This is a genomic window from Oceanobacillus picturae, from assembly GCF_000612865.1.
Lineage (GTDB): Bacteria > Bacillota > Bacilli > Bacillales > Amphibacillaceae > Oceanobacillus_B > Oceanobacillus_B jordanicus.
Map to the genome: position 1 here is coordinate 216,172 of NZ_CCAX010000001.1, position 25,547 is coordinate 241,718.

The following is a 25,547-nucleotide window of genomic DNA, read 5'->3' on the forward strand; positions in this document are numbered from 1 at the left end:
TTAAAAAAATGTACATTCTATTGTTTTTTCAACCCATCTAAGTAGTGTTACATGAGTAATAGATATGTCTAACCTTAGCTTAAGCATGATGCCGATAAAATGCAAGAAAGACAAGATTCGTGCTATACTATCATGTATAAACAGGATAGCATTGTACTTAAAATAGAGGTGTAACAAGTGAAGATTTCAACTAAAGGAAGATATGGTCTCACCATTATGATCGATCTAGCTAAAAAGCACGGTAATGGGCCGACCTCTTTAAAAAATATTGCAAGAGAAAATGATTTATCAGAACACTATTTGGAACAGCTAGCATCTCCGTTGAGAAACGCGGGGTTAATTAAGAGCATCCGAGGTGCATATGGGGGGTATATCCTGGCAAAAGAACCTGCCACGATTAGTGCAGGAGATATTATCCGGGTTTTAGAAGGACCTATCACGCCAGTCGAGGGCATTGAGGACGAAGAGCCTGCTAAGCAAGCACTATGGATGCGAATAAGAGATGCAGTGAAAGATGTTTTGGATACTACAACACTAGAGGATTTGGCGAACCATAACGGGGAGCAGCCTGAAGAAGGCTACATGTTTTATATATAAAGTGAAACGCCACTCTGGTGGGGGTATGATGGTCTCACTATAAGGTAGGTAAATCATTTCGAGATAAATTGTTTGGAAGGGTCGATTACAATGGAACAAATCTATTTGGATCACGCAGCCACAAGCCCAATTCACGAAGAAGTAATTGCTGCTATGAATCCGATATATACAGACGTATTTGGTAACCCGTCCAGTGTTCATTCGTTTGGTCGAAAAGCGAGACAGCAGCTGGATGAAGCGAGAAGAGTATTAGCAGGAAGCATCCATGCTAATGAAAAAGAGCTTATATTTACAAGTGGTGGTACAGAGGCAGATAATATGGCCTTAATCGGAACGGCCTTAGCTAATCAGCATAAAGGAAAACATATTATCACGGTAAGCCAGGAACATCATGCGACATTGCATACTGCAGAAAAACTGGAGAAAATGGGATTCGAAGTTACCTATTTACCGATTTATAAGGACGGTAAAATAGCAATAGAGGATTTACGTACTTCTCTTCGGGAAGATACGATTCTCGTCTCTATTATGTTTGTAAATAATGAAACGGGAATCATACAGCCAATTGAAGAAGCAGCGAAGCTTGTGAGTCAACACCAGGCATATTTTCATACAGATGCAGTCCAGGCATATGGATTACTGGATTTGAATGTAAAGGAAATGGGTATTGATCTGCTTACCGTTTCTTCTCATAAAATAAATGGCCCTAAAGGAATTGCCTTTTTATATGTAAAGGAAGGTATTGCAATGCAGGCATTGCAATTTGGCGGTGAACAGGAGCGAAAACGTCGCCCAGGTACAGAAAATGTTCCGGCTATTGTAGGTTTTAAACGAGCAGTTGAAATAGCTATGGAGAAGCGACAAGAGAGAAATAAGCTATATCAAAGCTTTAAGGATCACTTCGTACAAATATTAAAAAATAATGAAATAGATTTTGCTATAAATGGCGATCCGGAATCGGCGATTGCTTCTATTGTAAATATTAGTTTTCCTGGAACCAATGTGGAAGCACTTCTTACTAATTTTGATCTTAGCGGAATTGCTGCTTCAAGTGGTAGTGCTTGTACAGCAGGTTCAGTAGAGCCCTCCCATGTACTTAGTGCGATGTTTGGTGAAGGGCATCCATGTACAACTAATTCCATCCGATTTAGCTTTGGACTTGCGAATTCAAAGGAAAATGTAGAAGAAGCTGCAGAAAGAGTGTCCAAAATAGTAAAACGATTAGTTTCATAAAAAGGATGAATGAAAATGAAAAGAATTGAAGATACAAGAGTTGTAGTGGGCATGAGCGGAGGAGTAGATTCCTCTGTTGCAGCTTTACTATTAAAACAACAAGGCTATGATGTTGTCGGGATATTTATGAAAAACTGGGATGACACAGATGAATTTGGAGTTTGTACAGCAACAGAGGATTATGATGACGTTGTACGAGTGTGTAACCAATTAGATATTCCTTACTATGCCGTAAACTTTGAGAAACAATATTGGGATAAAGTATTCACGTATTTCCTTGATGAATACAAAGCTGGTAGAACACCGAACCCAGATGTAATGTGTAATAAAGAAATAAAATTCAAGGCTTTTCTAGACCACGCTATTTCACTTGGAGCGGACTATTTAGCAACAGGCCATTATGCTCAAGTTCGTGAAACAGATGGACGAGTTGAAATGCTTCGTGGGGTGGATGATAATAAAGACCAAACTTACTTCCTAAACCAATTGACAGAAGAAGTTCTAGAGAAAGTTATGTTCCCACTAGGGCACCTTCCAAAATCTGAGGTTAGAGAAATAGCAAAGAAACATAACCTTGTAACGGCAGATAAAAAAGACAGTACAGGAATTTGCTTTATCGGCGAACGAAATTTCAAAGAGTTTTTGAGTGAGTACTTGCCAGCACAACCTGGAGAAATGAAGACATTATCTGGAGAAACAAAAGGAAAACATGATGGCTTAATGTACTATACAATTGGACAACGTCAAGGACTTGGAATTGGTGGAGCAGGAGATCCTTGGTTTGTAGTCGGTAAAAATCTTAATGATAATATTCTCTATGTGGAGCAAGGTTATTCTCATGATACCCTGTACTCTGACGGCCTAATAGCAACTGATTTAAATTGGATTAACAAAGATAGAGTAGAAAACACATTCACATGTACAGCTAAATTTAGATACCGTCAAAAAGATAGCAAGGTTACGGTGTCATTGCTGGAAGATGGCAAGGTAAGAGTTGATTTTGCTGAAATGGAACGTGCTGTTACACCAGGACAAGCTGTTGTATTCTATGATGGTGAGGTTTGCCTAGGTGGCGGTACGATAGATGAAATTTTAAAAGATGAGAAAGCACTAAATTATGTTGGATAAATAAGGGGTTTTTAGATGGATAAAAACAAGCAGGCTATTGCTTATATGCAAGATAATAAATTTGAAGAGGCAGCAGCTCTTTTTACGGAAGTAATTGAGGAGCAGCCAAATGATCCTGTTGGATACATTAACTTTGGTAATTTACTATTGCATGTTAATGACCAAGAGCGTGCCCAACGTTTTTTTGAAAAGGCCATCGAACTAGATGAGAAGGCTGCTACTGCTTACTATGGCTTAGGAAATTTATATGTTGAACAGGCTAATTATGGAAAAGCACAGTTCAACTACCAAAAAGCGATTGAACTTGGTTTAGAAGAAGCAGATGTGTACTATATGCTTGGTATGACATTCCTGCAACAGGAGCACGATAAGCTAGCACTTCCTTATTTACTTAGGGCCGCTGAACTGGCACCAGACGATGAGGAAATTCTCTTTCAATACGGACTAGCACTTGCGCAAAGTGATCACATCTCGGATGCTGGTTCTGTGTTTGACAAAGTCATCCGTTTAAATGAGGCACATAGTGATGCGCACTATAACCTTGGAGTTATTGCACTTTTTGAAGATAAGATAAATAAAGGGTTGGAGCATTTTGACCGTGCGCTTGAAGCTCAGCCTGATCACGTTCTGGCACAGAACGGAAAGAAAAACGCAGAACAGTTACTAAGCGAAATGTAAGATTGTGGGGTTGTGTTAAATGGAAATGGGCAGGCATTCCGAGGAAGAAAAAGTTGGCTATATAAAAGGAGAACTAGTCTACACCATTTTTCATAATGAGACAGAGCATTTTTCTATTGCGAAGATTAGAATACTGGAAACAGATGAAGATTTTCAAGAGAAGGATGTTGTGGCAAAGGGGTATTTTTCCACTCTCCAGGAAAATACACCCTACTTTTTTTATGGAGAATTTGAAAAGCATGCCAAATTCGGAATGCAGTATAATGTTCACTCCTATAAAACGTTTATTCCAGATACGAAGGATGGGTTGGTGGCGTATCTTTCCAGTGATATTTTTTACGGGATTGGCGAAAAAACAGCCGAAAAAATAGTTGGGAAGCTTGGGGAAAGTGCTATTTCAAAAATCTTGAATGACCCTAAAGTTTTAGAGAACGTCCCAGGGATAAAAAAAGAGAAGGCAGAATCTCTTGCTAGAACGTTGCAAGAGAACCAAGGTTTTGAACATGTTGTTGTTCATCTTGCAACTTACCATATTGGTCTAAAAATGGCACAGAAAATTTATCAGGCGTATAAAGAAGAAGCGATTGATATTTTGGAAGAGGATCCATATCGTTATGTTTTTGATATTGAAGGCTTTGGCTTTCAAACAGCTGATGAAATAGCCGGACGAAATGGACTTGCCCCCACACACCCTAATCGTATTGGAGCAGGCTGTATTTATGTGTTGCAAAAAAGCGTTCAAGAAGGCAACGTTTATATGCCATTGGATGAATGTACTACCAGGGTTCTCGATTTGCTAGCAACAGTCGACTTAACACATGATGTCATTCACAACAGATTGACAGAGTTAAATACTGAGAAAAAGATTATTCTTCAAGAAGGCAATGTTTATTTGCCTTCCCTTTATTATGCAGAAGATGGTTTTGCAGCACAGGTAAAACGCATTATGAGTGAAGAGACAGATCATGAGACTCCAACTGCAGAATTAATGAAAATCATCGGATCGATGGAAGAAGAGGAAGTTTTGAGCTATGGGAAGGAACAGTTTGAAGCGATCAATCAGGCAATCCATTCCAAAATGATGATATTAACTGGTGGGCCAGGGACAGGAAAAACAACTGTTGTGAAAGGTATTTTAAATGCTTATGCCTCCATCCATAATCTCTCGTTAAACAAAGAGGACTACCAGGATCGCTCAGAGTATCCGTTTATTCTTACGGCACCAACTGGCCGTGCTGCAAAGCGTTTAACAGAATCAACTGGACTTCCTGCCGTTACCATTCATCGCTTGCTTGGCTGGGACGGAGTAAGCGGTTTTGAAAAAGGCGAAAGCGAACAACTTGATGGGAAGTTTCTAATTATCGATGAATTTTCTATGGTAGATATTTGGCTTGCAAACAGTTTGTTTAAAGCTATTCCTAAAGACATGCAGGTGTTAATCGTAGGGGACGAGGACCAGCTTCCTTCTGTCGGTCCTGGCCAAGTCCTTTCTGATTTACTTAGCAGTGGATACATTCCTTTTGTACGTCTAACCGAAGTTTACCGACAAAAAGAAGGATCAAAAATTATTCAGCTTGCCCACGAAATAAAAAATGACCAGGCGACCAACCTGGAAAATGATAAGGATTTTAGCTATATTTCTTGCTATGAGCCGCAGCTTCTAGACGTTATCGTAAAGATTTTTTCTAAGGCAATGGATAAAGGAATTGAAGTCCGTGATATTCAGGTGCTTGCACCAATGTATCGCTCACAGGCCGGCATAACGATGATTAACAAGGAACTTCAGAAATTGGTCAATCCAAAAACACCGCAAAAGCGAGAGGTACGTACACAGGATGCAGTATTTCGTGTAGGAGACAAAGTGATTCAGCTCGTTAACCAACCTGAAGATGGTGTATATAATGGTGACATTGGTGAGGTTGTAGCCATTTTTACGGAAGATGAAAACACAGATAATGTGGAACAACTTGTCATCGTCTATGATGAAAAAGAAGTGGTGTATGAAAGGAAAGACTACACAAATATTATGCATGCCTACTGTATTTCGATTCATAAATCACAAGGTAGTGAATTTCCGATCGTAATATTACCAGTAGTGTCTGCGTATAACCGAATGCTCCGCAAGAATTTATTATATACAGCAATTACCCGTAGCAAACAATCCCTAATTATTTGTGGGGAACAGCGTGCGTTCGTTCGCGGTATTGAAACAATGGATACAAATAAACGCTATTCAGCTTTAAAAGAACAACTGCAAGCACGACTTGAAAAACCATTAGATGTAAGTGAAGAACACGAAGAAGAGGATATTTCGCCTTATGACTTTATGTAATGTATAATTTGTTACAATTTGGGTAAGCCTAGCTTAATAAGTTTTATGTTAAAGGGGCTTGAGTTAATGCGTTGTCCGAATTGTAATGGCAGGGATATAGGTAAAATTGGCGTACAGCAATATTATTGTTGGACTTGTTTTATTGAAATGGCGGTCGTCAACGATGAGCTAAAAGTTCACCAAGTTGAAGCAGATGGCTCGCTTAGTTCGCTAGATGATCTTTTCTCTCAAGAAGAAAGAAAAATACAATGGTAGTCACCTGAAGCATTAAACGAAGTATGTAGTATGCGAGGGGGACGGACTATGTTCAAAGACAGGAAGGGATTGACTATTCTCTACTGGTTAATCTTTGGTATTTTTCTTTTTTTATTTGTTTATTTAATGATAAAGCTGTTCCCATTTTACGGAGCTGTATTTTCTTTTCTATGGCATTTATTAGCCCCTTTTATCATTGCTTGTTTCATTGCGTACTTGCTTTACCCTGTCATAAATCGAATTCACAGCTTAGGTATTCCAAGAAGCTTGGCAATTTTACTCATTTACTTATTATTCTTCGGAGGTGTGGGTTACTTAGTCTATCGTATTTTTCCAGTTATGTTAATCCAAATCAGGGACCTAAATGAACAGCTTCCACAATTTATTAGTATGTACGAAAAACTTATCTATCGAATGTATGAATATACTTCCTTCTTACCTGAAACGGTCCATGATAAAATTGATGAACTTATTATTCGACTCGAAGGTTTTGTGAATGGTTTGCTTTCAAATATAATAGAAAGTACGACAAAGATATTCGATATGATTGTCGTCATAACGGTTATTCCGGTCCTTGTATTCTATTTTCTCAAGGATGATACCAAAATTAAATCCTATATTAAAAGATATATTCCGGAAAAGTATAAGCCAAGGACAGGTAAAATGGTAAGAGCGGTAGATGAAACAATTGGTAATTATATTCGAGGTCAGTTAATTGTTTGTCTATTTGTGAGCATAACCTCTTTTATTTTATTTCAATTACTTGGTTTGCAGTATGCCCTTCTCTTAGCACTCATTATGGGGATTACAAATATCATACCTTATTTTGGCCCTATCATTGGGGCAGTTCCTGCCGTAGCAATCGCGTTAACAATGTCAGGAAAAATGGTTTTATTTGTTATCCTATCGGTGTTTGTAATGCAGTTAATTGAAAGTAATCTACTTGCTCCTTATATTGTTGGAAAAAGCATAAATATGCACCCTATTGCCATTATATTTGCATTATTACTTGGCGGACAGCTGTTTGGTGTATTTGGTATGATCCTTGCTGTACCTGTCTTTACTACGTCCAAGGTCATCATAAAGCATTTGCTTCATACAGAGCATTAACTTAGGTGGTTTAATAGAGTTTTAGTGGAATGCGGCAAGAGGTTATCAATTCTTGCCGTTACCCTTTTACCCGACGTCTCGGCTTTTTCTTGACATTGGCTAGAATGTTTTCTATAATATCGCTGAACTATAATAAAAAACTGTGCATAGTTTAATAACAATAAAACCAATACGTAGAAGGTTCCAAGTACATGAGAGTCGATTGATAAGAGAGGGTTTTCCTTGGCTGAAAGAAAACCTGAATAGAGACGCATGGAATGCTAAACCAGAGTGCGGTTAATCCCCGTCGGTTTCATACCGTTACCATGATCAAGTGATGAATAAGTCTTATACTTATTTGTAATTAGGGTGGTACCGCGAACGAAACTCGTCCCTGCATTGTGCAGAGAGGGGTTTTTTTGTTTTCTATAAAACATATAGGAGGTATATGGATGAAACAGTTAACATCTGCAGAAGTAAGGCAAATGTATATCGATTTTTTTAAGGGAAAAGGACATCGCGTAGAACCAAGTGCATCACTCGTTCCACAAGAGGATCCGACATTGCTATGGATTAATAGTGGGGTAGCTACACTGAAAAAATATTTTGATGGTAGGGTGATCCCCGATAATCCACGACTTGTAAATGCCCAAAAATCTATCCGAACCAATGATATCGAAAATGTTGGTTTCACAGCAAGACACCATACATTTTTTGAAATGCTGGGTAATTTCTCAATAGGGGATTATTTTAAAAAAGAGGCAATTGAGTGGGCATGGGAATTTTTAACGAGCAGTAAATGGATTGGATTTGATCCAGCATTGCTTTCTGTTACTGTTCATCCAGAAGATGATGAAGCATTTGATATTTGGTTACATGACATAAAGATTCCAGAAGAACGCATCATTCGTTTAGAGGAAAATTTCTGGGATATTGGGGAGGGCCCAAGTGGTCCAAACACAGAGATCTTCTATGATAGAGGAGAGAAATACGGGAATGATCCCAATGACCCTGAACTGTATCCTGGTGGAGAAAATGATCGCTATTTAGAAATATGGAATTTAGTGTTCTCACAGTTTAACCATAATCCAGATGATACGTACACGCCATTACCTAAGAAAAACATTGATACAGGTATGGGACTAGAAAGAATGGTTTCGGTTATCCAGGATGTTCCTACTAACTTTGAAACAGATTTGTTTATGCCTATTATCCAGAAAACCGAAGAACTTGCGAACACCAAGTATGGAAAGACAAAGACAGGGGATACAGCATTTAAAGTGATTGCCGACCACGTCCGTACAGTTAGCTTTGCAATAGGCGATGGAGCAGTTCCTTCAAATGAAGGGAGAGGCTATGTTCTTAGAAGACTATTACGTCGTGCCGTACGATTTGCTAAAGAGATCGGCATAGAAAAACCATTTATGTTCGGACTTGTCGAAACAGTAGGCAACATCATGAAGGAGTTTTATCCAGAAGTGTTAAAACAACGTGAACTGATTGAGAATATCATTAAAGTTGAGGAAACACGTTTCCACGAAACCTTAAATGATGGCTTAGAGATTTTGAGCACGATCATTAAAAAAGAAAAAACAAAGGGTAGCAATGTCTTTCCAGGGGTGGAAGTCTTCCGTCTTTATGACACGTACGGTTTTCCTAAAGAATTAACGGAAGAGTACGTGGAAGAACAAGGATTTACGATCGACCTTGAAGGCTTTGAAAAAGAAATGAAGAAACAGCGTGAACGTGCAAGGAATGCCCGTCAAAAAGTAGATTCTATGCAGGTTCAAGATAGTCTTTTAGGAGATATAGACGTAGACAGTGAATTTGTCGGCTATAACGAGCTGGAAAAAGAAACAAAACTTGCTGCCATTATTAATGAAAATGAAAGAACAGATGTAGCAAAAGAGGGCGAGGAAGTCTTTTTACTACTTGATCGCACCCCATTTTATGCCGAAAGTGGTGGACAGGTAGCGGATAAAGGCTGGCTCTATTCAGAAAAAGGGACTGCTTATGTAAAGGATGTTCAAAAAGCGCCAAAAGGGCAGCATGTTCACCATGTAACAGTAACCGAAGGAGAGCTTCGTACTGGGGATAACCTCAAAGCGAAAATAGATAATCCGTTTAGAGCGGCAGTCGTGAAAAACCATACTGCAACACACTTGCTACACCAAGCATTGAAGGATGTACTAGGTGATCATGTTAATCAAGCTGGTTCCCTTGTGAGTCCAGATCGACTGCGCTTTGACTTTTCTCATTTTAACGCAGTGACAGATGAAGAATTACAGCAAATTGAAACAATTGTAAATGAAAAAATATGGGAATCTATGCCGGTTAAGATTGAGACGATGCAGAAGGACGAAGCCAAAGAAATGGGGGCAATGGCCCTGTTTGGTGAGAAATATGGTGATGTTGTCAGGGTTGTACAAATGGAAGACTATAGTATTGAACTTTGCGGTGGCTGTCATGTTTCCAATACGTCAGAGATTGGTCTGTTTAAGATCAGCTCAGAAAGTGGGATTGGGGCAGGAACAAGAAGAATTGAAGCAGTTACGAGCAAGCATGCTTACACATTCCTGAATAGTAAGCTGCATGTATTACGAGAGGCTGCAAGTCAAGTGAAATCAACAGATGAAAACGTTCCAGAGCGTATTAATGGTCTATTCCAGGAAATTCGCACACTACAGAAGGAAAATGAATCATTGAACGCGAAACTTTCCAATGTAGAGGCTTCTTCCATTTTAGATAAAGTAGAAAAAAGCCAAGATATCCCGTTTCTTGCTCAAAAAGTAAATGTAAAAGATATGAACCAGTTACGGAACATGGTTGATGAATTAAAACAAAAACTAGGATCTGGTGTCATTTTATTAGCAGCAGAAAATAATGGAAAAGTGCAACTAGCTTCAGGTGTTTCCAAAGATTTAATTGAACGTGGCTTACAGGCTGGACAACTTATCAAGTTAGCAGCTGGAATTTGTGGCGGTGGTGGCGGTGGCCGCCCAGATATGGCACAAGCAGGTGGAAAAGACACCAGCAAAATCGGTGATGCTCTATCTGTAACGAGCGAATATATTGCGGATAATCTGAAATAATTTCCTTTCAGCTTGTAACGAGCGATAGGAATAAGTATAATGAAACACACAGACATGTTAGAATGAATTTAACGGTGACAGGTTCGGGAAAATCTGTTTGCAGGCTGGTTTGAATAGAACAAATCTATTAATCAAAGCAGAAATAAAGTGTTATTCTAAGATCGAGGTGTCATGATGAGCTCAATTGATAAAACGATGAAATTTAATTTTTCGGAGGAACCTTTTGATCAGGATATAAAGGAAATTCTTTTTACCGTGCATGAAGCGCTACGTGAAAAAGGATATAATCCGATCAATCAGATTGTGGGTTATTTACTATCAGGTGATCCTGCATATATCCCGCGCTACAATGATGCAAGGAATTTGATCCGTAAAATTGAGCGGGATGAAGTCATAGAAGAGCTGGTCAAATTTTATTTAGAACAACAGCAAAGGAATAACTAAATGAAAATACTAGGACTGGATGTAGGCTCCAAAACAATCGGTGTTGCTGTAAGTGACGCATTTGGTTGGACTGCTCAAGGGCTTACTACAATCGAATGGAATGAAGAGAGCATTACTTCTGCAGACTCAAAACTTGCAGAAATTATAGCAGAGAACGAAATTGGAAAAGCCGTCATTGGCCTTCCTAAAAATATGAATGGTTCTATTGGGGAACGTGGCGAAGCATCTCAGCGTTATGCAGAACATATCGAAAAAACCCATCACATTGATACCGTATTATGGGATGAACGTCTAACGACTGTAGCTGCTGAACGTGTTCTTTTGGAAGCAGACATGAGTAGGAAGAAAAGGAAGAAAGTTATCGATAAGATGGCTGCCGTGATGATATTGCAAGGCTTTCTAAATCAAAAATAAAGGAGTGATATAAATGGCACTAGAAGAAAAAGAGCGTATCATAATACCGGATGAAAACGGGGAAGAACATTTATTTGAGGTTTTATTTACTTTTGATGTAGACAAAACAAGTCATTCGTACATCGCTGTTACACCAGTGGAACAGTCAGAAGACGAGGAAGTTGAAGTATATGCTTTCCGTTATGAAGAGAAGACAAAAGATGATGATGACTTATCTTTATTCCCAATCGAATCAGATGAAGAATGGGAAATGGTTGAAGAAATGCTACACACACTTGCAGATGAAGAGAACGAATCCTAAAAAATGCACAACCTGCTGGTGTCCTAATAAGGGGCACCAGCTTTTTTTGAGCACTATTATTTTTTCTCGTCTATGATTTCAATAGAGACATACAATGATTCATTTCCCTGTAAGCAATTTCTACAATAATTCCCTCAAATGTGTCTATATCTACTAAGGAAAATGGAATGGGAAGTAATATATTTTGTATGATTATGTTAATTCTCTAGGCAATAGCAATAAGAAATGTAACTCGCACCTGTCGAATTGTGGGATTATAATGGCATATAATCGTATATTTTAGTATAATATAGCGGATGAGAGGGGGATACTTAATGTCCAAGAAGAAAAAGAATGGCAATTTTAAGGACAATCTCATTGCTCGAAGTGAAGAAGCTAAAACGGTGAGAAAGATTGTAGCAATCATTATCATTTCATTGCTTCTTATACTTATAATTGGTAGCATATCCGGCTATTTGTATGTTAAATCTGCATTAGAACCTGTGGATCCTTCTAGTGATGAAGAGGTTACCGTTGATATACCAATTGGTTCTTCAACCTCTACTATTGCTGCAATTCTTGAAGATAATGGGATTATTAAAGATGAGCGGATATTTCGTTTTTACATAAAGTTTAAAAACGAATCAGACTTTCAAGCTGGGGAATATACATTCACACCGTCTATGTCAATTGATGAAATAATTGAATCACTCAAAGAAGGCCGAGTAATTGCGGAGCCGGTACATACTGTTACTGTTCCTGAGGGTAAAACGATTGAGGAAATTGCTGAAATATATGCCGAGGAACTGTCGTTTACAAAAGAAGACTTTTTAAACACTGTAAATGACCAGGCATACATTGAGCAACTTATCGAAGCATATCCTTCGATACTAACAGAAGACATCCTTGACCCAGAGATAAAGACACCTCTAGAAGGATATTTGTTTGCCGCAACGTATAATTTCTATGTCGATTCGCCATCCGTAGAAGCGGTGATCGAAGAAATGTTGAATAAAACAGACTCCGTTATTGCAGAATACCGAGAGGCGATTAATGAATCCGATTTTAGCCTCCATGAAGTGTTAACCTATGCGTCATTGGTTGAAAAGGAATCTGCAAATGAGGAACAACGCAAGAAAATTTCTGGCGTATTCATAAACCGAATGGAAGAGGGAATGAAGCTTCAGACAGACCCAACTGTTCTATACGCTCTGGGAGAACATAAAGATAAAGTACTGAATAAAGACCTAGAAATCGAATCGCCTTATAATACGTACTATGTAGACGCACTTCCTATAGGGCCAATTGGCAATTTTGCAGAGAGCTCACTGGATGCTGCATTACATCCTGAGGATTCAGATTTTCTTTATTTTTTACATGATGGGGAAGGCGATATCTATTACGCCGAGACCTATGAAGAGCATTTGGAATATAAGGATGAACATATTAATTAAATCTAATAGAGGTTGTTCAAAAAATCCGGTAAAAATGACACATCGAATTTCTTTGTTGGCTTGCTTTTTTGTTCCTCACGTATTAAAGGAGTTTAATGAACTTCTGTTAGAATCGTCCACGTCCTGTGGACAACACAGAAGTCACCACATCCTGTGAAAGCCCGGTACTCAAAGCTACGCCGCCTCGAACTTCTCGGTCCTTTATAACCTCCTTTTTGAACACGCACTAATAGGGAGTGTGAATGAGACGTTCACATTTCCCTTTTTTACACATTTGGAAAGTATAAAATTTTAGCTAGGGAGAAATAACGACGTAGTTAAAATTTTGAAGTCCCAAGTATAAGAAAAACGGACACATTCGCTAAAAAGATGAGCGAATACGAGTTTTTTTAACACAACGAAACAATATAAGTCTATATAGCAAAGTAACAAGTTTTAAACGTAATGAGTTAGAGTACAAGGAAAAGAGGTAGTTGCATGTATCTAAAAGAAGAAATGAACAACTATTTAATTGACCTTTTACCAGCGAAGGAAGCATGGATAGAAGAGATGGAAGCGGAGGCGGTAACTGACCACGTCCCAATTATGGATAAAGTCAGTATGCATTTTGTAACGCAATTAATTCGCATGTATCAACCAAATAGAATATTAGAGGTTGGTACGGCTATTGGATACTCTTCATTACGTATGCTGCAAGCAAACCCTGAAGCAAGCATTGTTACGATCGAACGTGATGAAAAAAGATATAAACAGGCTTTAGAGAGAATCCGTCAGCAAGGAAAAGAGAATAATATTTCTGTTATTCTAGGTGATGCCTTAGAAGAAATCCCTAAATTGGACGGAATGTTTGATTTAGTATTTATCGATGCAGCAAAAGGACAATATAAGCGATTTTTCGAGCTAGCTAGTCCAATGTTGTCTACGGGTGGCGTTATTCTTTCAGATAATGTATTATTCAAAGGGTATGTCGCTGAGCCTGAGATGGCAACTGGTCGATATAAAAAAATGGTGGGTAAAATTATTGATTACAACGAATGGCTAATGCAGCACCCACACTTCACAACGTCTATTGTTCCCATAGGTGATGGGGTAGCAATTAGTGTACGAAAGCCCTGAAAGGAGTAACAAAGAATGCAAGATAGACCAGTAGTAATTGGTGTAGCAGGGGGAAGTGGTAGTGGAAAAACTTCTGTTACTAGATCTATATCCCAGCGCTTTACCGATAAAACGGTGCTCGTTATTGAGCAAGATTATTACTATAAGGACCAAAGTGATCTACCACTAGAGGAGCGGTTAAACACAAACTATGACCATCCTTTAGCGTTTGATAATGACTTATTAATTGAACATTTACACGAGTTATTAAGAAATAAACCAATAGAAAAGCCTGTTTATGATTACAAGCTACACACACGTTCAAGTGAAGTAATTCCTGTAGAGCCTAAAGAAGTTATCATCCTGGAGGGAATCTTAATTCTTGAGGACCCTAGACTGGTTGATTTGATGGATATAAAGGTATTTGTTGATACGGATGCCGATCTACGAATTATTCGTAGACTATTAAGGGATATTAAGGAGCGCGGCAGAACACTTGATTCCGTGATTGATCAATATATTCAAAATGTCCGACCATCTCACCTGCAATTTATTGAGCCAACGAAGCGTTATGCCGACATTATTATTCCAGAGGGTGGGCAGAACCATGTTGCAATAGATCTTATGGCAACAAAAATTGAGAATATATTAGAAAAAAACAAGCAACTTAAGTAAAATTTTATATACTCAGAAAGACAAACTAAGGAAAATTTTAGAAAATAATAAGAAAAGTATTGAAAATATAAATAAAATCTGCCATAGTATTGTTTAGTATATTTTTACTTATCATGAGAATTATTCTCAATTGATATAGCTAATCATTTCCAAGGAAGTCAGAAAAGGAGTGTTTTTTTAATGGCAATAGAGAAAAGCTTTTATATGACACAAGAGGGGAAAGAAAAGTTAGAACAGGAATTACATCATTTAAAAACAGAGCGTAGACAAGAGGTTGTGGAACGGATTAAAGTTGCTCGTGACTTTGGTGATCTTTCTGAGAACTCCGAGTACGATGCAGCAAAAGACGACCAAGCCTTTGTTGAATCTAGAATTGCTCAAGTTGAAAAAATGATACGCAATGCTGTTATTATAGAAAATGATAACGATAACCCAGACATTGTTTCACTAGGTAAATCTGTAACGTTTCAAGAACTACCAGATGGTGATGAAGAAACGTATACTATTGTAGGTAGTGCAGAAGCCGATCCGTTTGAAGGGAAGATCTCGAACGATTCTCCGATGGCGAAAAGTCTTTTAGGACATGAAATAGGTACAGAAGTTTCAGTTGCAACACCTGGTGGGGACATTCAGGTTAAAATTACAAAAGTAGAATAGAGAAAAAGCGGGGTGCATCCCCGCTTTTTTTATGTTTTAAGGATTTTATAGTAGCATTTAACTACAGGTCAAACGCTTTTTCGTCACTTGAAGTAATTATAAAATACTCGTTTTCATAAGTATCCAGTTTCCATTGCTCCGCATCCTCATCGTAAACTAACTCCAATTCTCTACTACGCGTATATTCATCTTTCTCCCTGTCAGCTAGCAACCACCCAAGGTTTTCTACTGGTTCATAAAAAATATAGTGGGCTCTCATTGTAATTGTGTAGGCATCTAATTTCTCGTCAAATTCAGGGTTTGAGATTTTAGAGAGGTCATATTCTGCGCGTATAAGTTTACCTTGATATTCAGGATATTTTTTTGCAATATTTTTCTGTCTCTCCTTTAGTGTATCCTTCATTTTATTGGTAACACCAGTTTTCATTATGGATACGTCCTTTTCAGCTAATGCCTGATGGTATTCCGCAATTGTAGTATTAAGTTGTTCCATTATGTTTGTTTGCATTTCAGGCGTTAAAGCATTTACTGTATCAAGTCCAACATAATTACTTTCCAATGGCTCTTCCTCACTGCTTACCTCTCCCCATGGGAAATCTTTATGGAAAGAATAAGAAACGGATCCATCTGTTGGGAATATTCCCACGGTCTGTTCTCCCTCTTGTATTTCAATATCAGTTTTCTCCCCGTTGACAGCTAATGTATAGCCATCTAATAAGGATTCAACAGAAATCTCGCTTATTGGTAACTTAAAAGACTCTTCTACAGTGTCCTGTCTCATTGTAAAGAGTTCTATTTCAACTTTTTCCTCTACTTGAGAATAATCATTTTCAAAATTGGCCATTGCTTCATAGGATCCAGGCATAAACGGTCCGTATGTATCCGTAAAATCTTCTTCAGTTGATGTTCCTGCCACTTCTCCGTTAATAAGTAATTGGACATCTTTATTTGCTGTATTTAATTTTATAAATGCTGGAACGACTTGTAACTGGTAGCCATCAAATAGGAGCCATTCCTTACCATCTTGTCTAATATTAACGGTTCCATACATATCATCTAAGTAGGCTGTCCCATTACTCTTTTCCGGCGTAGACTTGATGAATTCTACCTGGTTATGTAGTCTACTTAAAAGCTCTTCATAAGCAGTAGGGTGATCCTTTAGATAAGTTATGAATAGAGCAGTATTCTCTTCTGTGATTTCAAGAGAATCGTGTGCTGGAGTCAACAAATCAGCTAACATGCCGGCATCTTCCTGTTCAACTGCCTCTTCAAACGAAGCTACAGTATTTTCTGGTGTGAATTTCCCCTTCGCTATAAAAAAGAAAACAGAAAGTACCGCAACGAGAACCAGAACGGGGACAATGATGAATAAAATCTTTTTACTTCTTCTTTTTGCCTTTACTTTTTGTTCTGTAATATCTGCTCCACATTCAGGGCAAAATTTACTCGTATTGCTTTTTAAAGCGGCACCACAATGGTTACATTTCACTTGATAAATCCCTCCTTAAACGAATTGTAATAGTATGTAATTAATCGTAACATATTCAAGTTGATTAATTATGAACCAATTTTACTGTTTAGAAGTTTTTTATCTGGGTATATATTATTAATCTCGAAAACACCTGGCACTTTCTAAAAGGGTAATAGGTAATGCTACTACACATTTTTTATTCTACAACAGGTATAAAACTTCAATTTTTCTCCTTTGAAATATTACATTTTTGTTACAATCCCGGTTTATTTTTACTTCAAAACAAAATTAGATAAAAAGAATCAGGCATATGGTCTCCATAGACTTCCATTAAATTACATTCTTGCTTTTTTGATTAATTATTCAAAATTATTAATTATTCAGTTAAAGACGGTTATTAAGTTAAAAACGCTTTTAATCCGAACGTTATTCCTTATATTTTATAAAATTATACGTTTTTTGGATTAAATTCTCTAAAATAAGCCAGAAAATTATCTTGAATTTAAGATAATAAACTAATGACAATGGGTAAATCGAACTGTTTTTGCTTATAGCTCTTAATTTCATGTTACAAATTTAGTAATATTTAGAAGTAACGAAGACGATAGTGAAATGACGGTGGTGAATGCATGAAAAAGTTACGTGTAGTCATATTGGATGATAATAAAGATTACTTGGAGTCATTATCCGCATTTATGCGGACCTCAGAAGAGACAAATCAGTTTATTGTAACGTGCTTTACGGAAGCTACTAATTTACACACATACATACATCAAGGTCAACAGATCGATATCTTATTGATTAGTACTTCTTTATTAACAGAAAATCTTCAAGTGAATCCTGGAACAACGATTATGACGTTAGAGGATGATGAAGTTAAAGGAGAAAATGGAACGAATGCTATATATCGATATCAAAGATTAAACCAACTCATATCCTCCATGTTAGCTATTTATTATGAGCACAATGAAGTAGCTGGAAGACTTCTGAGTAGAAGTAAGCAAACAAGGGTTATTGCATCTTATTCAACAAGTGGCGGAGCTGGTAAAACAACCGTTGCAGTAAATCTAAGTAAACAGCTTGCACTTACAGATGCAAAAGTTTTCTATCTGAATCTTGAGTTATTTAATTCAACAAGCCTGTATTTTACATCAGCAGAAGATAGACCATCTTTGCAAATATTTTATTATGTAAAGGCAGAGACAGAGCAACTTCGCTCAAAATTAGAAGCATTAAAAAAATATGATCCCTATTCCATGGTTGATTACTTCGATTTGGAAATAAGTGCTGATGAGATGCTGGAAATGTCCGAAAAGGATGTAGGTAAATTAGTGAACGGGATTGTAGAAACTGGTACTTACGATTACGTGGTAGTGGATCTTGACAGTTCATTGCATGAACGCAATATTGCCGTGTTGAAGGAAGCAGATCATGTCATCTGGACAATCGTGAACGATGTACAAAGTCAATTAAAACTTAAAAGCTTCTTTGCAGAGGAAGAGAAGTTAGTAGGGAAAGAAAATCTTGTGAAGGATAAGACGCATGTTCTTCTAAACAAACATATAGGAACGCCTGTGCAACATATTGAAGCTGCAGAAATGAGCATTGATGGTTATCTCCCTTACATTGAAACCTGGTCTAGTATGCAGTCAAGCTCCGAGATCTTAGGAAATGAGCTATTTAATCAGGAACTACAAGCCATTATTCAGGACAAAATCATCCCAGTAAGGGAGGGTGTCGCAATTGGAAACAGAGAAGGTAATTAAAGAACTAATCCAGCATTTACGCGAAACCCTTGATTTAATGCATTCTATCAAAAATGATGAGCTACGAGAATATGTAGAAGCCGCTGTTTTTGATTATGCAAGTGAACACAAGTTGAAATCTAGTGAGATAAAGTATCTTGTAGAACGAATTTACAATGCATTTAGAGGCTATGATGTTCTTCAACCATTAATAGACGATAGAAGCATTACAGAGATTATGGTCAATAACCATAAAGAAGTATTTATCGAAAAAGATGGCTCTACCTCTCAGGTAGACATACAGTTTGAGAGTGAACAAAAACTGGAGGATATAATCCAGGCAATTGTTTCTAAAGTGGATCGTGTGGTTAATGAATCTTCTCCAATTGTGGATGCAAGGCTTCATGATGGATCGAGGGTGAACGTGGTCTTACCGCCAATTGCATTAAAAGGACCGGTCATGACCATTCGGAAATTCCCGGAAAAACCACTTATGATTGAGGATTTAATTGAGAAGAACTCTATCTCGAAGGAAGCATCCGAGTTTTTACAAAAGCTCGTTGTCTCAAAATACAATATTTTCATTGGTGGAGGTACCGGTTCTGGTAAAACGACCTTCCTTAACGTACTATCTAACTTTATTCCACAGGATGAACGGATTATCACAATTGAGGATTCAGCAGAATTGCAAATCAAAAGTGTCCCAAACCTCGTAAGTTTGGAAACTAGAAATGCCAATACAGAAGGAAAGGGCGAAATTTCAATTAGAGATTTGATCAAATCTTCTCTAAGGATGCGTCCTGATCGGATAATTGTTGGGGAGGTTCGTGGTGCCGAGGCATTGGATATGCTTCAGGCCATGAATACAGGCCATGATGGCTCGCTTTCTACGGGTCATGCGAACTCAACGAAAGATATGCTCAGCAGACTGGAAACAATGGTGTTAAGTGGTGCATCTTTACCAGTAGAAGTTATTCGCCAGCAAATCAGCTCTTCTATCGATATTATGGTTCACCTCATGAGACTTAGGGACAATACGAGGAAAGTAGTCGCCATAAGTGAAGTGATTGGGGTAGAAAACGGTGAGGTCCTTCTCAACCCGCTTTATGAATTTGTTGAAGAAGGAGAAACGGATACAGGAAAAGTGATTGGGGAATTGCGGGCAACAGGTAATGACCTTCTGAATGAAACAAAAGCACAGTTGGCTGGAATTTCTGTTAATCAGGAAAGGCTGAGTGGGTGAACACATGACAGATATTATACTAATTCTCCTATTACTTTGTTTGGTTGGAGCCTATTTTTACACCGTAAGAAAAAGAAAAAAACAGGAAGCGGCAATACCGCTAGACAGTAAGCTAGCTGAGGCAAAAAACAAAGAATTGGAAATGCTGAAAAAAAAGCATTTCATGGAAAAACACAAAGAGAAGCAAAACAAAGAAGTAGAAGGCCATCTGGTTAATTACGCTGTTTATCGGCTTTCAGTGAAGGAATTTGTGTTTTACGCCGTTATAGCGGGAGCTTTTTTTGCCTTCGTAGGATACCTTTTTTATGAAAGTATAATCGCTGCTATTGTACTGGGAGCATTAGGACTACTCTATCCAAAAGTCCAACGGAAAACCTTATTAAACAAACGTAAAGAAAAGCTAAAAGTACAGTTCAAAGAAGCCATTGCCTCTTTGTCTTCTTCCCTAGCTGCGGGAAGATCCATCGAGAATAGCTTTCGAGAAGTGGTTACAGATCTGTATTTGCTCTACCCTGATCCTAATACATTAATCATTCGTGAGTTTGAGGTTATTAACCGACGTATTGAAAACGGGGAAACGATTGAGAACGCACTGCTTGATTTTAGTAATCGTTCCGACATGGAAGATATACAGAATTTCACTAACGTATTTATTACATGTAAACGTACTGGCGGGAACCTTGTAGAAGTAATTAGAAGAACATCAGACATTATCAGTGAAAAAATTGATATACAGCAAGAAGTTGCCGTTATGGTATCGCAGAAAAAATTCGAGTCCCGAATTATGAGTATTGCTCCTATAGGGATGATTCTTTTACTAAAATACAGTGCAGAAGATTACTTGGCCCCCATGTATCAATGGAGTAGCAGAGGTCCGGTATTTATGACCATCTGCCTTGGTTTGCTCGTTTTCTCATACTGGTATGGACAGCGAATCATGGATATTAAGGTGTGATAAGTATGGTTATTTACGCAATATTAACGTTTATTATAATTGGTATCTATTTTGGATTATCTTTAAAGGTCGGAAAACGCTACGATGTTGTGGTAGAAAGCTTTAAGAACCAATACCCGCTTTTATTTATGGCTCCCGTTTCTTTATATTTAATTGATCATTTTAAGATCATGGAGCGGTTATATAGTCAAATTGCTAAAATTCAACAGAAAATGATTAGTCTTTATGGCAATCGTACAGCATTACAGCATACAAGAATGTATGTCGCGCAATTAATTTCCACATCGCTTGTCTGCTTATTGGGAACATTTCTTTTCACATTGCTCTCTGAAGGAGATACGACGATCTTATTTGTCGGTATTATCTTTACGGTCATGATTCCATATGCGATGGTTGCTAAATTGGCCAGTCAGGAAAAGGAAAGAAAAGAGGATATTTTGACAGAGCTTCCTGAGGTGGTAAATAAAGTTATTCTCTTAGTTAACGCAGGGGAAACGGTACAACAGGCACTTATTCGTTGTGTTACCACAACCCAAAATCCAAACTCTCCGCTTATTCGAGAATTAACAGAGACAGTAAATAAGATGGTAAGTAATGAGCCATTCCACCAGGTCCTAAACGACCTAAGTAAAAAGTGTGGGATACAAGAAATTTCTATTTTTACTACAACCATTCTATTAAACTATCGAAAAGGTGGAAATGATTTAATACTTGCACTCCGAGAGTTGTCTCATGATTTATGGGAAAAGCGGAAAAACATTTCCAAAACAAAGGGTGAGGAAGCATCATCCAAAATGGTGTTTCCCTTAATCATTATCTTTGTAGCTGTCATGATTATAGTGGGTTACCCCGCGATTACAATAATGTAATCAGGTTATATATAAAATTTTAGGAGGAATCATAAATGAAAAAGTTTAAAAACGTTTGTAAGAAGTTTTGGAAGGATGAAGATGGTCTACAGACCTTGGAAATTATGTTGATTATTGCTGTTATCGTTGTTATTGCTTTGTTGTTTAGAGATAACATTACAGATTGGGTAGAAAGGCTTTTGGATTTTGGTGATGGTGAAATTAAAAAATTCGAAGGTGAAGGTGGAGAATAGAAGCTTTTATAACAAGAAAGGACAGCAATTTATGAAAACAGGCAGTCTAAGCTTTCGTAAGTTTAAAGAGAGTGAGAAGGGAAGCTTCACCATTGAAGCATCCCTAGTTTTCCCTATCCTTTTGATGCTCACGCTCTGTTTTATATTCTTTGCCCTGGTAATGTACCAGCAATCTGCCTTACATTACAGCGCCAATTCGGTAGCTGAAAAGCTTGCCTTTGTATGGAACAACAGCGACAAAGACATTAATACGGGTAAATTTGATAAGTATACTTCCTTTGATGGCGGAGATGGACTTTACTGGCGTGTTACAGATGACCAGTTCCTCTCGCAGTTCGGGATTGATTTCTTTTCAAATGGAGGAGCCAGCATTCCTATTGGCTCAGGGGGAGGCGGGGGCCTCCCGCAAGAAAAGCTAGGGAGAGTCTCGTCTGGTATTCTACCGGCGGGTGCAACTGGGGAAGTTAGGTATGAAAATAATCTGACAGGTAGCCAGATTGTCGTCCATCTAAATAGTCCTTTAAACTTCCCTTCTTATGTTACGAATTTATTTGGAATCGACCAAATAGAAGTGGAAGTGAGTCAATCTGTGGTTGACCCTACAGAATTTATTAGAACAACTGATCTTGTTATGTATGCAGTAAAATCACTGACAGAATACTCGAATTATATTACACAATTTATGTCTCGCAGGTAAGGAGGGTGACACTTGAAAAGCAGGTTCAAAGCGGCGTTTCGTCGCTTCGTTATAAAAGAAAATGGAGCTGTTTCGATCTATGTAATTATCGTTACCCTTCTATTATTTTTATTTAATGCTGTACTAATAGATTTTGTACGTATTATGGTAGCAGAGTACCAGGTAGACCAGGCTTCGAAATCAGCAATTAGGTCCTCGTTTTCTTCGTTTAATAAAGATGTCCAAAACAAAGGATTGTTTGTGGTAAACGAAGGGGCAGAATCACCTGACCAGATCTTTTCAGAAGTATTTGAGAAGAACCTGACTGTTGATGAAGGAAGCTATTATAAATTTGTCGATACCCGGGTGGAAGATGCCTCATTTGAAATGAATGATCAGCGTACTTTTTCCAACACGGAAATTGTAAAACATCAAATATTAGAAGATATGAAATATACTGCACCAATCGAGTTTGGAAAGATTATTGTAGATGGTATACTTCCATATACTTGTACGATGATGGAAGCAGAAATTTATGTTGACATTTCAAAAGATATTAATGATTTGATTAAAGACAGAGATGAGGAAATGAATCAAGCTGTTACACATTTGAGAAATGCGCATCAGGATTTAGAGTCAGTAGAAGGCAAGCTTAACAACAATTCATCTTCCACCTATCCAAATGTAAATAACTTAAATGATGCCAAGAAGCATTTTCCTGAATACTTAGAGGAAGAAGACGGGGAATTTGAACAGGATTTAAGAAGGCTGCTAACCGATATTCGCAGTGCTGCAGATGATGGGCATGGAGATCTGGAAAAGGCTAGAAAAGCTCTTAGAGATGCTCAAACCATTAATAATTCAATTGAGAAAAAAATATCTGATACAAGAAAAGAAGTAGAAGAAAAGTATACTAACCTTTCTAATGGTGATTGTAGTCAGGAAGCTATGTCCGAGGTGGAAAATGAACTTGATGGTTTGACAGAGCAAATCAACGATTACGTTATAGAGGATAGCTTTTTTACAACTGCACTACAAAGAGCGGATGATGCAATGGAATCTGTAGACTGGGGATCCCCAGGAAGTTCATCATCATTACGCCCGTATGTTCAATACCAAATCACTCACTTTGACGAACTTTTGTTAGGGGAAGATATAGCATTTACCCCGGTAATGAACAGAATTCAGTCACATTATAGAACAGCACTTGATGATACGAAGGATGCCCGTAATTACGCAGATGATAATTATGAAGAGACAGATACGGGCGATACAGGGGATAGTGGTGGGCTTTCTGACGCTTTTCAAGCTTTAAATACGTTAAAAGATATAATAAATAAAGGGAATGGCCTAGTAACAGATACTGAAAAGTATTCAACACTTCAAGGGTTAGTAAATGATTATGGTTCCTCATCAGAAGCAAGCACAGGAGATTTAGATATGGATGATCCAGAGGAAGGTGCCTCTGATGCGTTTGATATGATTGGAAGTCTTTTTCATAATCTTGGTGATATAGCGTTGGAAATGCGTGATCATGCCTATATTAATGAATATATTTTAACAAGATTTAAGGCAGATGATACCCTCGGTGTCATGGAGGGATCAAGCTACCCAGATAATTTTCTATTTATAAATAGAGAAGTAGAATACATTCTATATGGACATCATGTGACAGGAGCGAATTATTTAAATGCTTTACTTGAACTGTCAGCCACCAGATTTGCTTTTAACTTTGTCTCAGCGTTTACACAACCTGCAATCAAGGTAATACCGCATCCTCTTCCTAAGTTTCTATCTGCAACTAGTTGGGCCTTTTCAGAAACAGTAAAGGATATTAGGAATTTGACGACTGGCAATGAAGTACAGTTATTAAAAATTAGAGGGGTTAAGCCGTTTGCAACTGATTATAAGTTTTATTTAAGGTTGTTTTTATTTCTTCATCAAGATCCAAATGATGAAAGAATTAATCGAATTCAAGCAGTGGTGGATGACAAAACAGGTGAAGATATTATCGACGCTCCCACTTATGCAACCGGAAAAGCAGAAGCTTCCATAGATCTATGGTTTATACCATCTGTAATAGATATGTTAGGGGCTACAGGTGTTTTGGAAGGGAAAGTGCGTAACGGCAGGTATTATATCGAGGAACAAATAGATTACTCATATTAAAAGATAAACTAAATGGAGGAATGAGATAAATGAAACGAATAATGTTAAGTATAAGCATCCTTTTCCTATTAAGTCTTCTGTTAGTAGCCTGTAACAGTGATGAGGAACAGCAAGAAGCAGGGAATGAAAATGATGAAGTATCAGAAAGCGAAGATGTAAGTGAAGAAACAGATGAAGAGGAATCAAATGAGAGTAATCAAAAGGATGAAACTACTGAAGGCGATTCTGAGAAAGCTAATAGTGATAATGGGGAGATCTCAACGGAAGATCAACTGGATCTTAATATTGGCGACACTGCTAAGGTAGAAAATAATTTCACAGAATTTGAGGTTACATTAGATGCTATAGAAGTCACAGAAGAGGCAGGGGACACTCCGTCGGAACAAGGAAATTACGTCATAGTAGATTTAACTGTTAATAATTTAAGTGACGACCCTTTAACAGGCGAAGATGCATTCGGTAGTACCAGTCTAGAAACAAAGGAAAACTCTAGTGGATTCACCTGGTTTTATATTGATGGCGTGGTCGAGGCATGGGATAGCGAAATAGCACCAGGTGAATCGCAATCTGGCTCTCTCTTATTTGATGTAGCTAAGAGTGAGGAGTATATGTTGACAATGGGACAAAACCTTGATGGTTTATCTAATTATGTAACTTATACATTCACACCAGATGAAGCCAAGTAGTTAGTAGAAAACGAAGCGCTTGAGGAACTATTCAAGGAAATAGTTCCTCTCAGCTGCTTCTGCTCGGAGGCGCTAAA

The 25,547-nt window shown here is 37.9% G+C and carries 24 protein-coding genes and 1 other annotated feature; of the genes, 23 read left to right on the forward strand and 1 reads right to left on the reverse strand.

The annotated features are described in order from the left end of the window. The first annotated feature begins 177 nt into the window (after positions 1-177). From cymR to greA, 15 genes are all read left to right on the forward strand, one after another. Positions 178-597, forward strand: coding sequence for a cysteine metabolism transcriptional regulator CymR (cymR, locus tag BN988_RS01060; RefSeq protein WP_036572361.1), 420 nt, complete (start codon positions 178-180; stop codon positions 595-597). Positions 598-687: 90 nt separating this feature from the next. Next, positions 688-1,830 (forward strand): cysteine desulfurase family protein, encoded by a 1,143-nt coding sequence (locus tag BN988_RS01065; protein WP_036572363.1) that lies wholly within the window; start codon positions 688-690, stop codon positions 1,828-1,830. A gap of 15 nt (positions 1,831-1,845) precedes the next feature. Beyond that, positions 1,846-2,958: a tRNA 2-thiouridine(34) synthase MnmA gene (gene mnmA / locus BN988_RS01070; RefSeq protein WP_036572364.1), complete on the forward strand. Its 1,113-nt coding sequence runs from the start codon at positions 1,846-1,848 to the stop codon at positions 2,956-2,958. A 15-nt stretch (positions 2,959-2,973) separates the two neighbouring features. Further along, positions 2,974-3,636, forward strand: coding sequence for a tetratricopeptide repeat protein (locus tag BN988_RS01075; RefSeq protein WP_036572367.1), 663 nt, complete (start codon positions 2,974-2,976; stop codon positions 3,634-3,636). Between the two features lie 19 nt (positions 3,637-3,655). After that, positions 3,656-5,968: an SF1B family DNA helicase RecD2 gene (gene recD2, locus BN988_RS01080; RefSeq protein WP_036572370.1), complete on the forward strand. Its 2,313-nt coding sequence runs from the start codon at positions 3,656-3,658 to the stop codon at positions 5,966-5,968. Between the two features lie 66 nt (positions 5,969-6,034). Next, the gene (locus BN988_RS01085) at positions 6,035-6,223 is read left to right on the forward strand and encodes a hypothetical protein (protein ID WP_182858768.1); all 189 of its coding nucleotides are present in this window, start codon (positions 6,035-6,037) and stop codon (positions 6,221-6,223) included. A 48-nt stretch (positions 6,224-6,271) separates the two neighbouring features. After that, entirely contained in the window at positions 6,272-7,333 is a 1,062-nt protein-coding gene (locus BN988_RS01090) for an AI-2E family transporter (RefSeq protein WP_051557601.1), read from the forward strand. 165 nt (positions 7,334-7,498) lie between these two features. Further along, positions 7,499-7,711 (forward strand) — a binding site (T-box leader). A 53-nt stretch (positions 7,712-7,764) separates the two neighbouring features. Then, positions 7,765-10,404, forward strand: coding sequence for an alanine--tRNA ligase (gene alaS / locus BN988_RS01095; protein ID WP_036572374.1), 2,640 nt, complete (start codon positions 7,765-7,767; stop codon positions 10,402-10,404). A 174-nt stretch (positions 10,405-10,578) separates the two neighbouring features. Beyond that, complete coding sequence (locus BN988_RS01100) at positions 10,579-10,848, forward strand: IreB family regulatory phosphoprotein (RefSeq protein WP_036572375.1); 270 nt, start codon at positions 10,579-10,581, stop codon at positions 10,846-10,848. Further along, a complete protein-coding gene (gene ruvX, locus BN988_RS01105; protein ID WP_036572377.1) occupies positions 10,849-11,262 on the forward strand; it encodes a Holliday junction resolvase RuvX in 414 nt (137 codons plus the stop codon). It begins immediately after the preceding gene. A gap of 13 nt (positions 11,263-11,275) precedes the next feature. Further along, entirely contained in the window at positions 11,276-11,563 is a 288-nt protein-coding gene (locus BN988_RS01110) for a DUF1292 domain-containing protein (protein ID WP_036572378.1), read from the forward strand. A gap of 314 nt (positions 11,564-11,877) precedes the next feature. After that, positions 11,878-12,996 carry an endolytic transglycosylase MltG gene (gene mltG, locus BN988_RS01115; RefSeq protein WP_036572380.1) on the forward strand — a complete coding sequence of 373 codons (1,119 nt, stop codon included), beginning with the start codon at positions 11,878-11,880 and terminating at the stop codon, positions 12,994-12,996. A 477-nt stretch (positions 12,997-13,473) separates the two neighbouring features. Next, the gene (locus tag BN988_RS01120) at positions 13,474-14,112 is read left to right on the forward strand and encodes an O-methyltransferase (protein ID WP_036572383.1); all 639 of its coding nucleotides are present in this window, start codon (positions 13,474-13,476) and stop codon (positions 14,110-14,112) included. A 15-nt stretch (positions 14,113-14,127) separates the two neighbouring features. Next, the gene (udk, locus tag BN988_RS01125) at positions 14,128-14,766 is read left to right on the forward strand and encodes a uridine kinase (protein WP_036572385.1); all 639 of its coding nucleotides are present in this window, start codon (positions 14,128-14,130) and stop codon (positions 14,764-14,766) included. Positions 14,767-14,946: 180 nt separating this feature from the next. Continuing rightward, positions 14,947-15,423 (forward strand): transcription elongation factor GreA, encoded by a 477-nt coding sequence (gene greA, locus BN988_RS01130; RefSeq protein ID WP_036572387.1) that lies wholly within the window; start codon positions 14,947-14,949, stop codon positions 15,421-15,423. A gap of 61 nt (positions 15,424-15,484) precedes the next feature. On the opposite strand, the gene BN988_RS01135 is transcribed toward greA, so the two are convergent. Then, positions 15,485-16,912: a zinc ribbon domain-containing protein gene (locus BN988_RS01135; RefSeq protein ID WP_036572389.1), complete on the reverse strand. Its 1,428-nt coding sequence runs from the start codon at positions 16,910-16,912 to the stop codon at positions 15,485-15,487. A 611-nt stretch (positions 16,913-17,523) separates the two neighbouring features. On the opposite strand from BN988_RS01135, the gene BN988_RS01140 reads away from it, so the two are divergent. The 8 genes from BN988_RS01140 to BN988_RS01175 are packed head-to-tail and all read left to right on the forward strand — an operon-like array spanning position 17,524 to position 25,470. Further along, entirely contained in the window at positions 17,524-18,660 is a 1,137-nt protein-coding gene (locus BN988_RS01140) for an AAA family ATPase (RefSeq protein WP_036572390.1), read from the forward strand. Then, positions 18,638-19,882: a CpaF family protein gene (locus BN988_RS01145; RefSeq protein ID WP_231495181.1), complete on the forward strand. Its 1,245-nt coding sequence runs from the start codon at positions 18,638-18,640 to the stop codon at positions 19,880-19,882. The genes BN988_RS01140 and BN988_RS01145 overlap by 23 nt, the downstream gene beginning before the upstream one ends. Positions 19,883-19,886: 4 nt before the next feature. Beyond that, positions 19,887-20,837: a type II secretion system F family protein gene (locus BN988_RS01150; RefSeq protein WP_051557833.1), complete on the forward strand. Its 951-nt coding sequence runs from the start codon at positions 19,887-19,889 to the stop codon at positions 20,835-20,837. Between the two features lie 5 nt (positions 20,838-20,842). Beyond that, entirely contained in the window at positions 20,843-21,706 is an 864-nt protein-coding gene (locus BN988_RS01155) for a type II secretion system F family protein (RefSeq protein WP_051557602.1), read from the forward strand. A gap of 35 nt (positions 21,707-21,741) precedes the next feature. Next, positions 21,742-21,939: a Flp1 family type IVb pilin gene (locus BN988_RS01160; RefSeq protein ID WP_036572395.1), complete on the forward strand. Its 198-nt coding sequence runs from the start codon at positions 21,742-21,744 to the stop codon at positions 21,937-21,939. A gap of 31 nt (positions 21,940-21,970) precedes the next feature. Beyond that, complete coding sequence (locus BN988_RS01165) at positions 21,971-22,636, forward strand: TadE/TadG family type IV pilus assembly protein (RefSeq protein ID WP_182858766.1); 666 nt, start codon at positions 21,971-21,973, stop codon at positions 22,634-22,636. A gap of 12 nt (positions 22,637-22,648) precedes the next feature. Continuing rightward, positions 22,649-24,784, forward strand: a complete 2,136-nt coding sequence (locus BN988_RS01170; RefSeq protein WP_036572399.1) for a DUF5702 domain-containing protein — start codon at positions 22,649-22,651, stop codon at positions 24,782-24,784. A 29-nt stretch (positions 24,785-24,813) separates the two neighbouring features. Beyond that, on the forward strand, positions 24,814-25,470 hold the full coding sequence (locus BN988_RS01175) for a DUF4352 domain-containing protein (protein ID WP_036572401.1): 657 nt from the start codon (positions 24,814-24,816) through the stop codon (positions 25,468-25,470). Positions 25,471-25,547 lie beyond the last annotated feature (77 nt).

What these genes read in the sequence shown, in the direction of transcription:
- alaS (WP_036572374.1), top strand. Translation starts at nt 7,765, where the DNA reads ATGAAACAGTTAACATCTGCAGAAGTAAGGCAAATGTATATCGATTTT.
- mnmA (WP_036572364.1), top strand. Translation starts at nt 1,846, where the DNA reads ATGAAAAGAATTGAAGATACAAGAGTTGTAGTGGGCATGAGCGGAGGA.
- BN988_RS01175 (WP_036572401.1), top strand. Translation starts at nt 24,814, where the DNA reads ATGAAACGAATAATGTTAAGTATAAGCATCCTTTTCCTATTAAGTCTT.
- recD2 (WP_036572370.1), top strand. Translation starts at nt 3,656, where the DNA reads ATGGAAATGGGCAGGCATTCCGAGGAAGAAAAAGTTGGCTATATAAAA.
- mltG (WP_036572380.1), top strand. Translation starts at nt 11,878, where the DNA reads ATGTCCAAGAAGAAAAAGAATGGCAATTTTAAGGACAATCTCATTGCT.
- BN988_RS01165 (WP_182858766.1), top strand. Translation starts at nt 21,971, where the DNA reads ATGAAAACAGGCAGTCTAAGCTTTCGTAAGTTTAAAGAGAGTGAGAAG.
- BN988_RS01120 (WP_036572383.1), top strand. Translation starts at nt 13,474, where the DNA reads ATGTATCTAAAAGAAGAAATGAACAACTATTTAATTGACCTTTTACCA.
- BN988_RS01075 (WP_036572367.1), top strand. Translation starts at nt 2,974, where the DNA reads ATGGATAAAAACAAGCAGGCTATTGCTTATATGCAAGATAATAAATTT.
- udk (WP_036572385.1), top strand. Translation starts at nt 14,128, where the DNA reads ATGCAAGATAGACCAGTAGTAATTGGTGTAGCAGGGGGAAGTGGTAGT.
- BN988_RS01155 (WP_051557602.1), top strand. Translation starts at nt 20,843, where the DNA reads ATGGTTATTTACGCAATATTAACGTTTATTATAATTGGTATCTATTTT.
- BN988_RS01100 (WP_036572375.1), top strand. Translation starts at nt 10,579, where the DNA reads ATGAGCTCAATTGATAAAACGATGAAATTTAATTTTTCGGAGGAACCT.
- BN988_RS01085 (WP_182858768.1), top strand. Translation starts at nt 6,035, where the DNA reads ATGCGTTGTCCGAATTGTAATGGCAGGGATATAGGTAAAATTGGCGTA.
- BN988_RS01090 (WP_051557601.1), top strand. Translation starts at nt 6,272, where the DNA reads ATGTTCAAAGACAGGAAGGGATTGACTATTCTCTACTGGTTAATCTTT.
- BN988_RS01140 (WP_036572390.1), top strand. Translation starts at nt 17,524, where the DNA reads ATGAAAAAGTTACGTGTAGTCATATTGGATGATAATAAAGATTACTTG.
- ruvX (WP_036572377.1), top strand. Translation starts at nt 10,849, where the DNA reads ATGAAAATACTAGGACTGGATGTAGGCTCCAAAACAATCGGTGTTGCT.
- greA (WP_036572387.1), top strand. Translation starts at nt 14,947, where the DNA reads ATGGCAATAGAGAAAAGCTTTTATATGACACAAGAGGGGAAAGAAAAG.
- BN988_RS01110 (WP_036572378.1), top strand. Translation starts at nt 11,276, where the DNA reads ATGGCACTAGAAGAAAAAGAGCGTATCATAATACCGGATGAAAACGGG.
- BN988_RS01065 (WP_036572363.1), top strand. Translation starts at nt 688, where the DNA reads ATGGAACAAATCTATTTGGATCACGCAGCCACAAGCCCAATTCACGAA.
- BN988_RS01150 (WP_051557833.1), top strand. Translation starts at nt 19,887, where the DNA reads ATGACAGATATTATACTAATTCTCCTATTACTTTGTTTGGTTGGAGCC.
- BN988_RS01160 (WP_036572395.1), top strand. Translation starts at nt 21,742, where the DNA reads ATGAAAAAGTTTAAAAACGTTTGTAAGAAGTTTTGGAAGGATGAAGAT.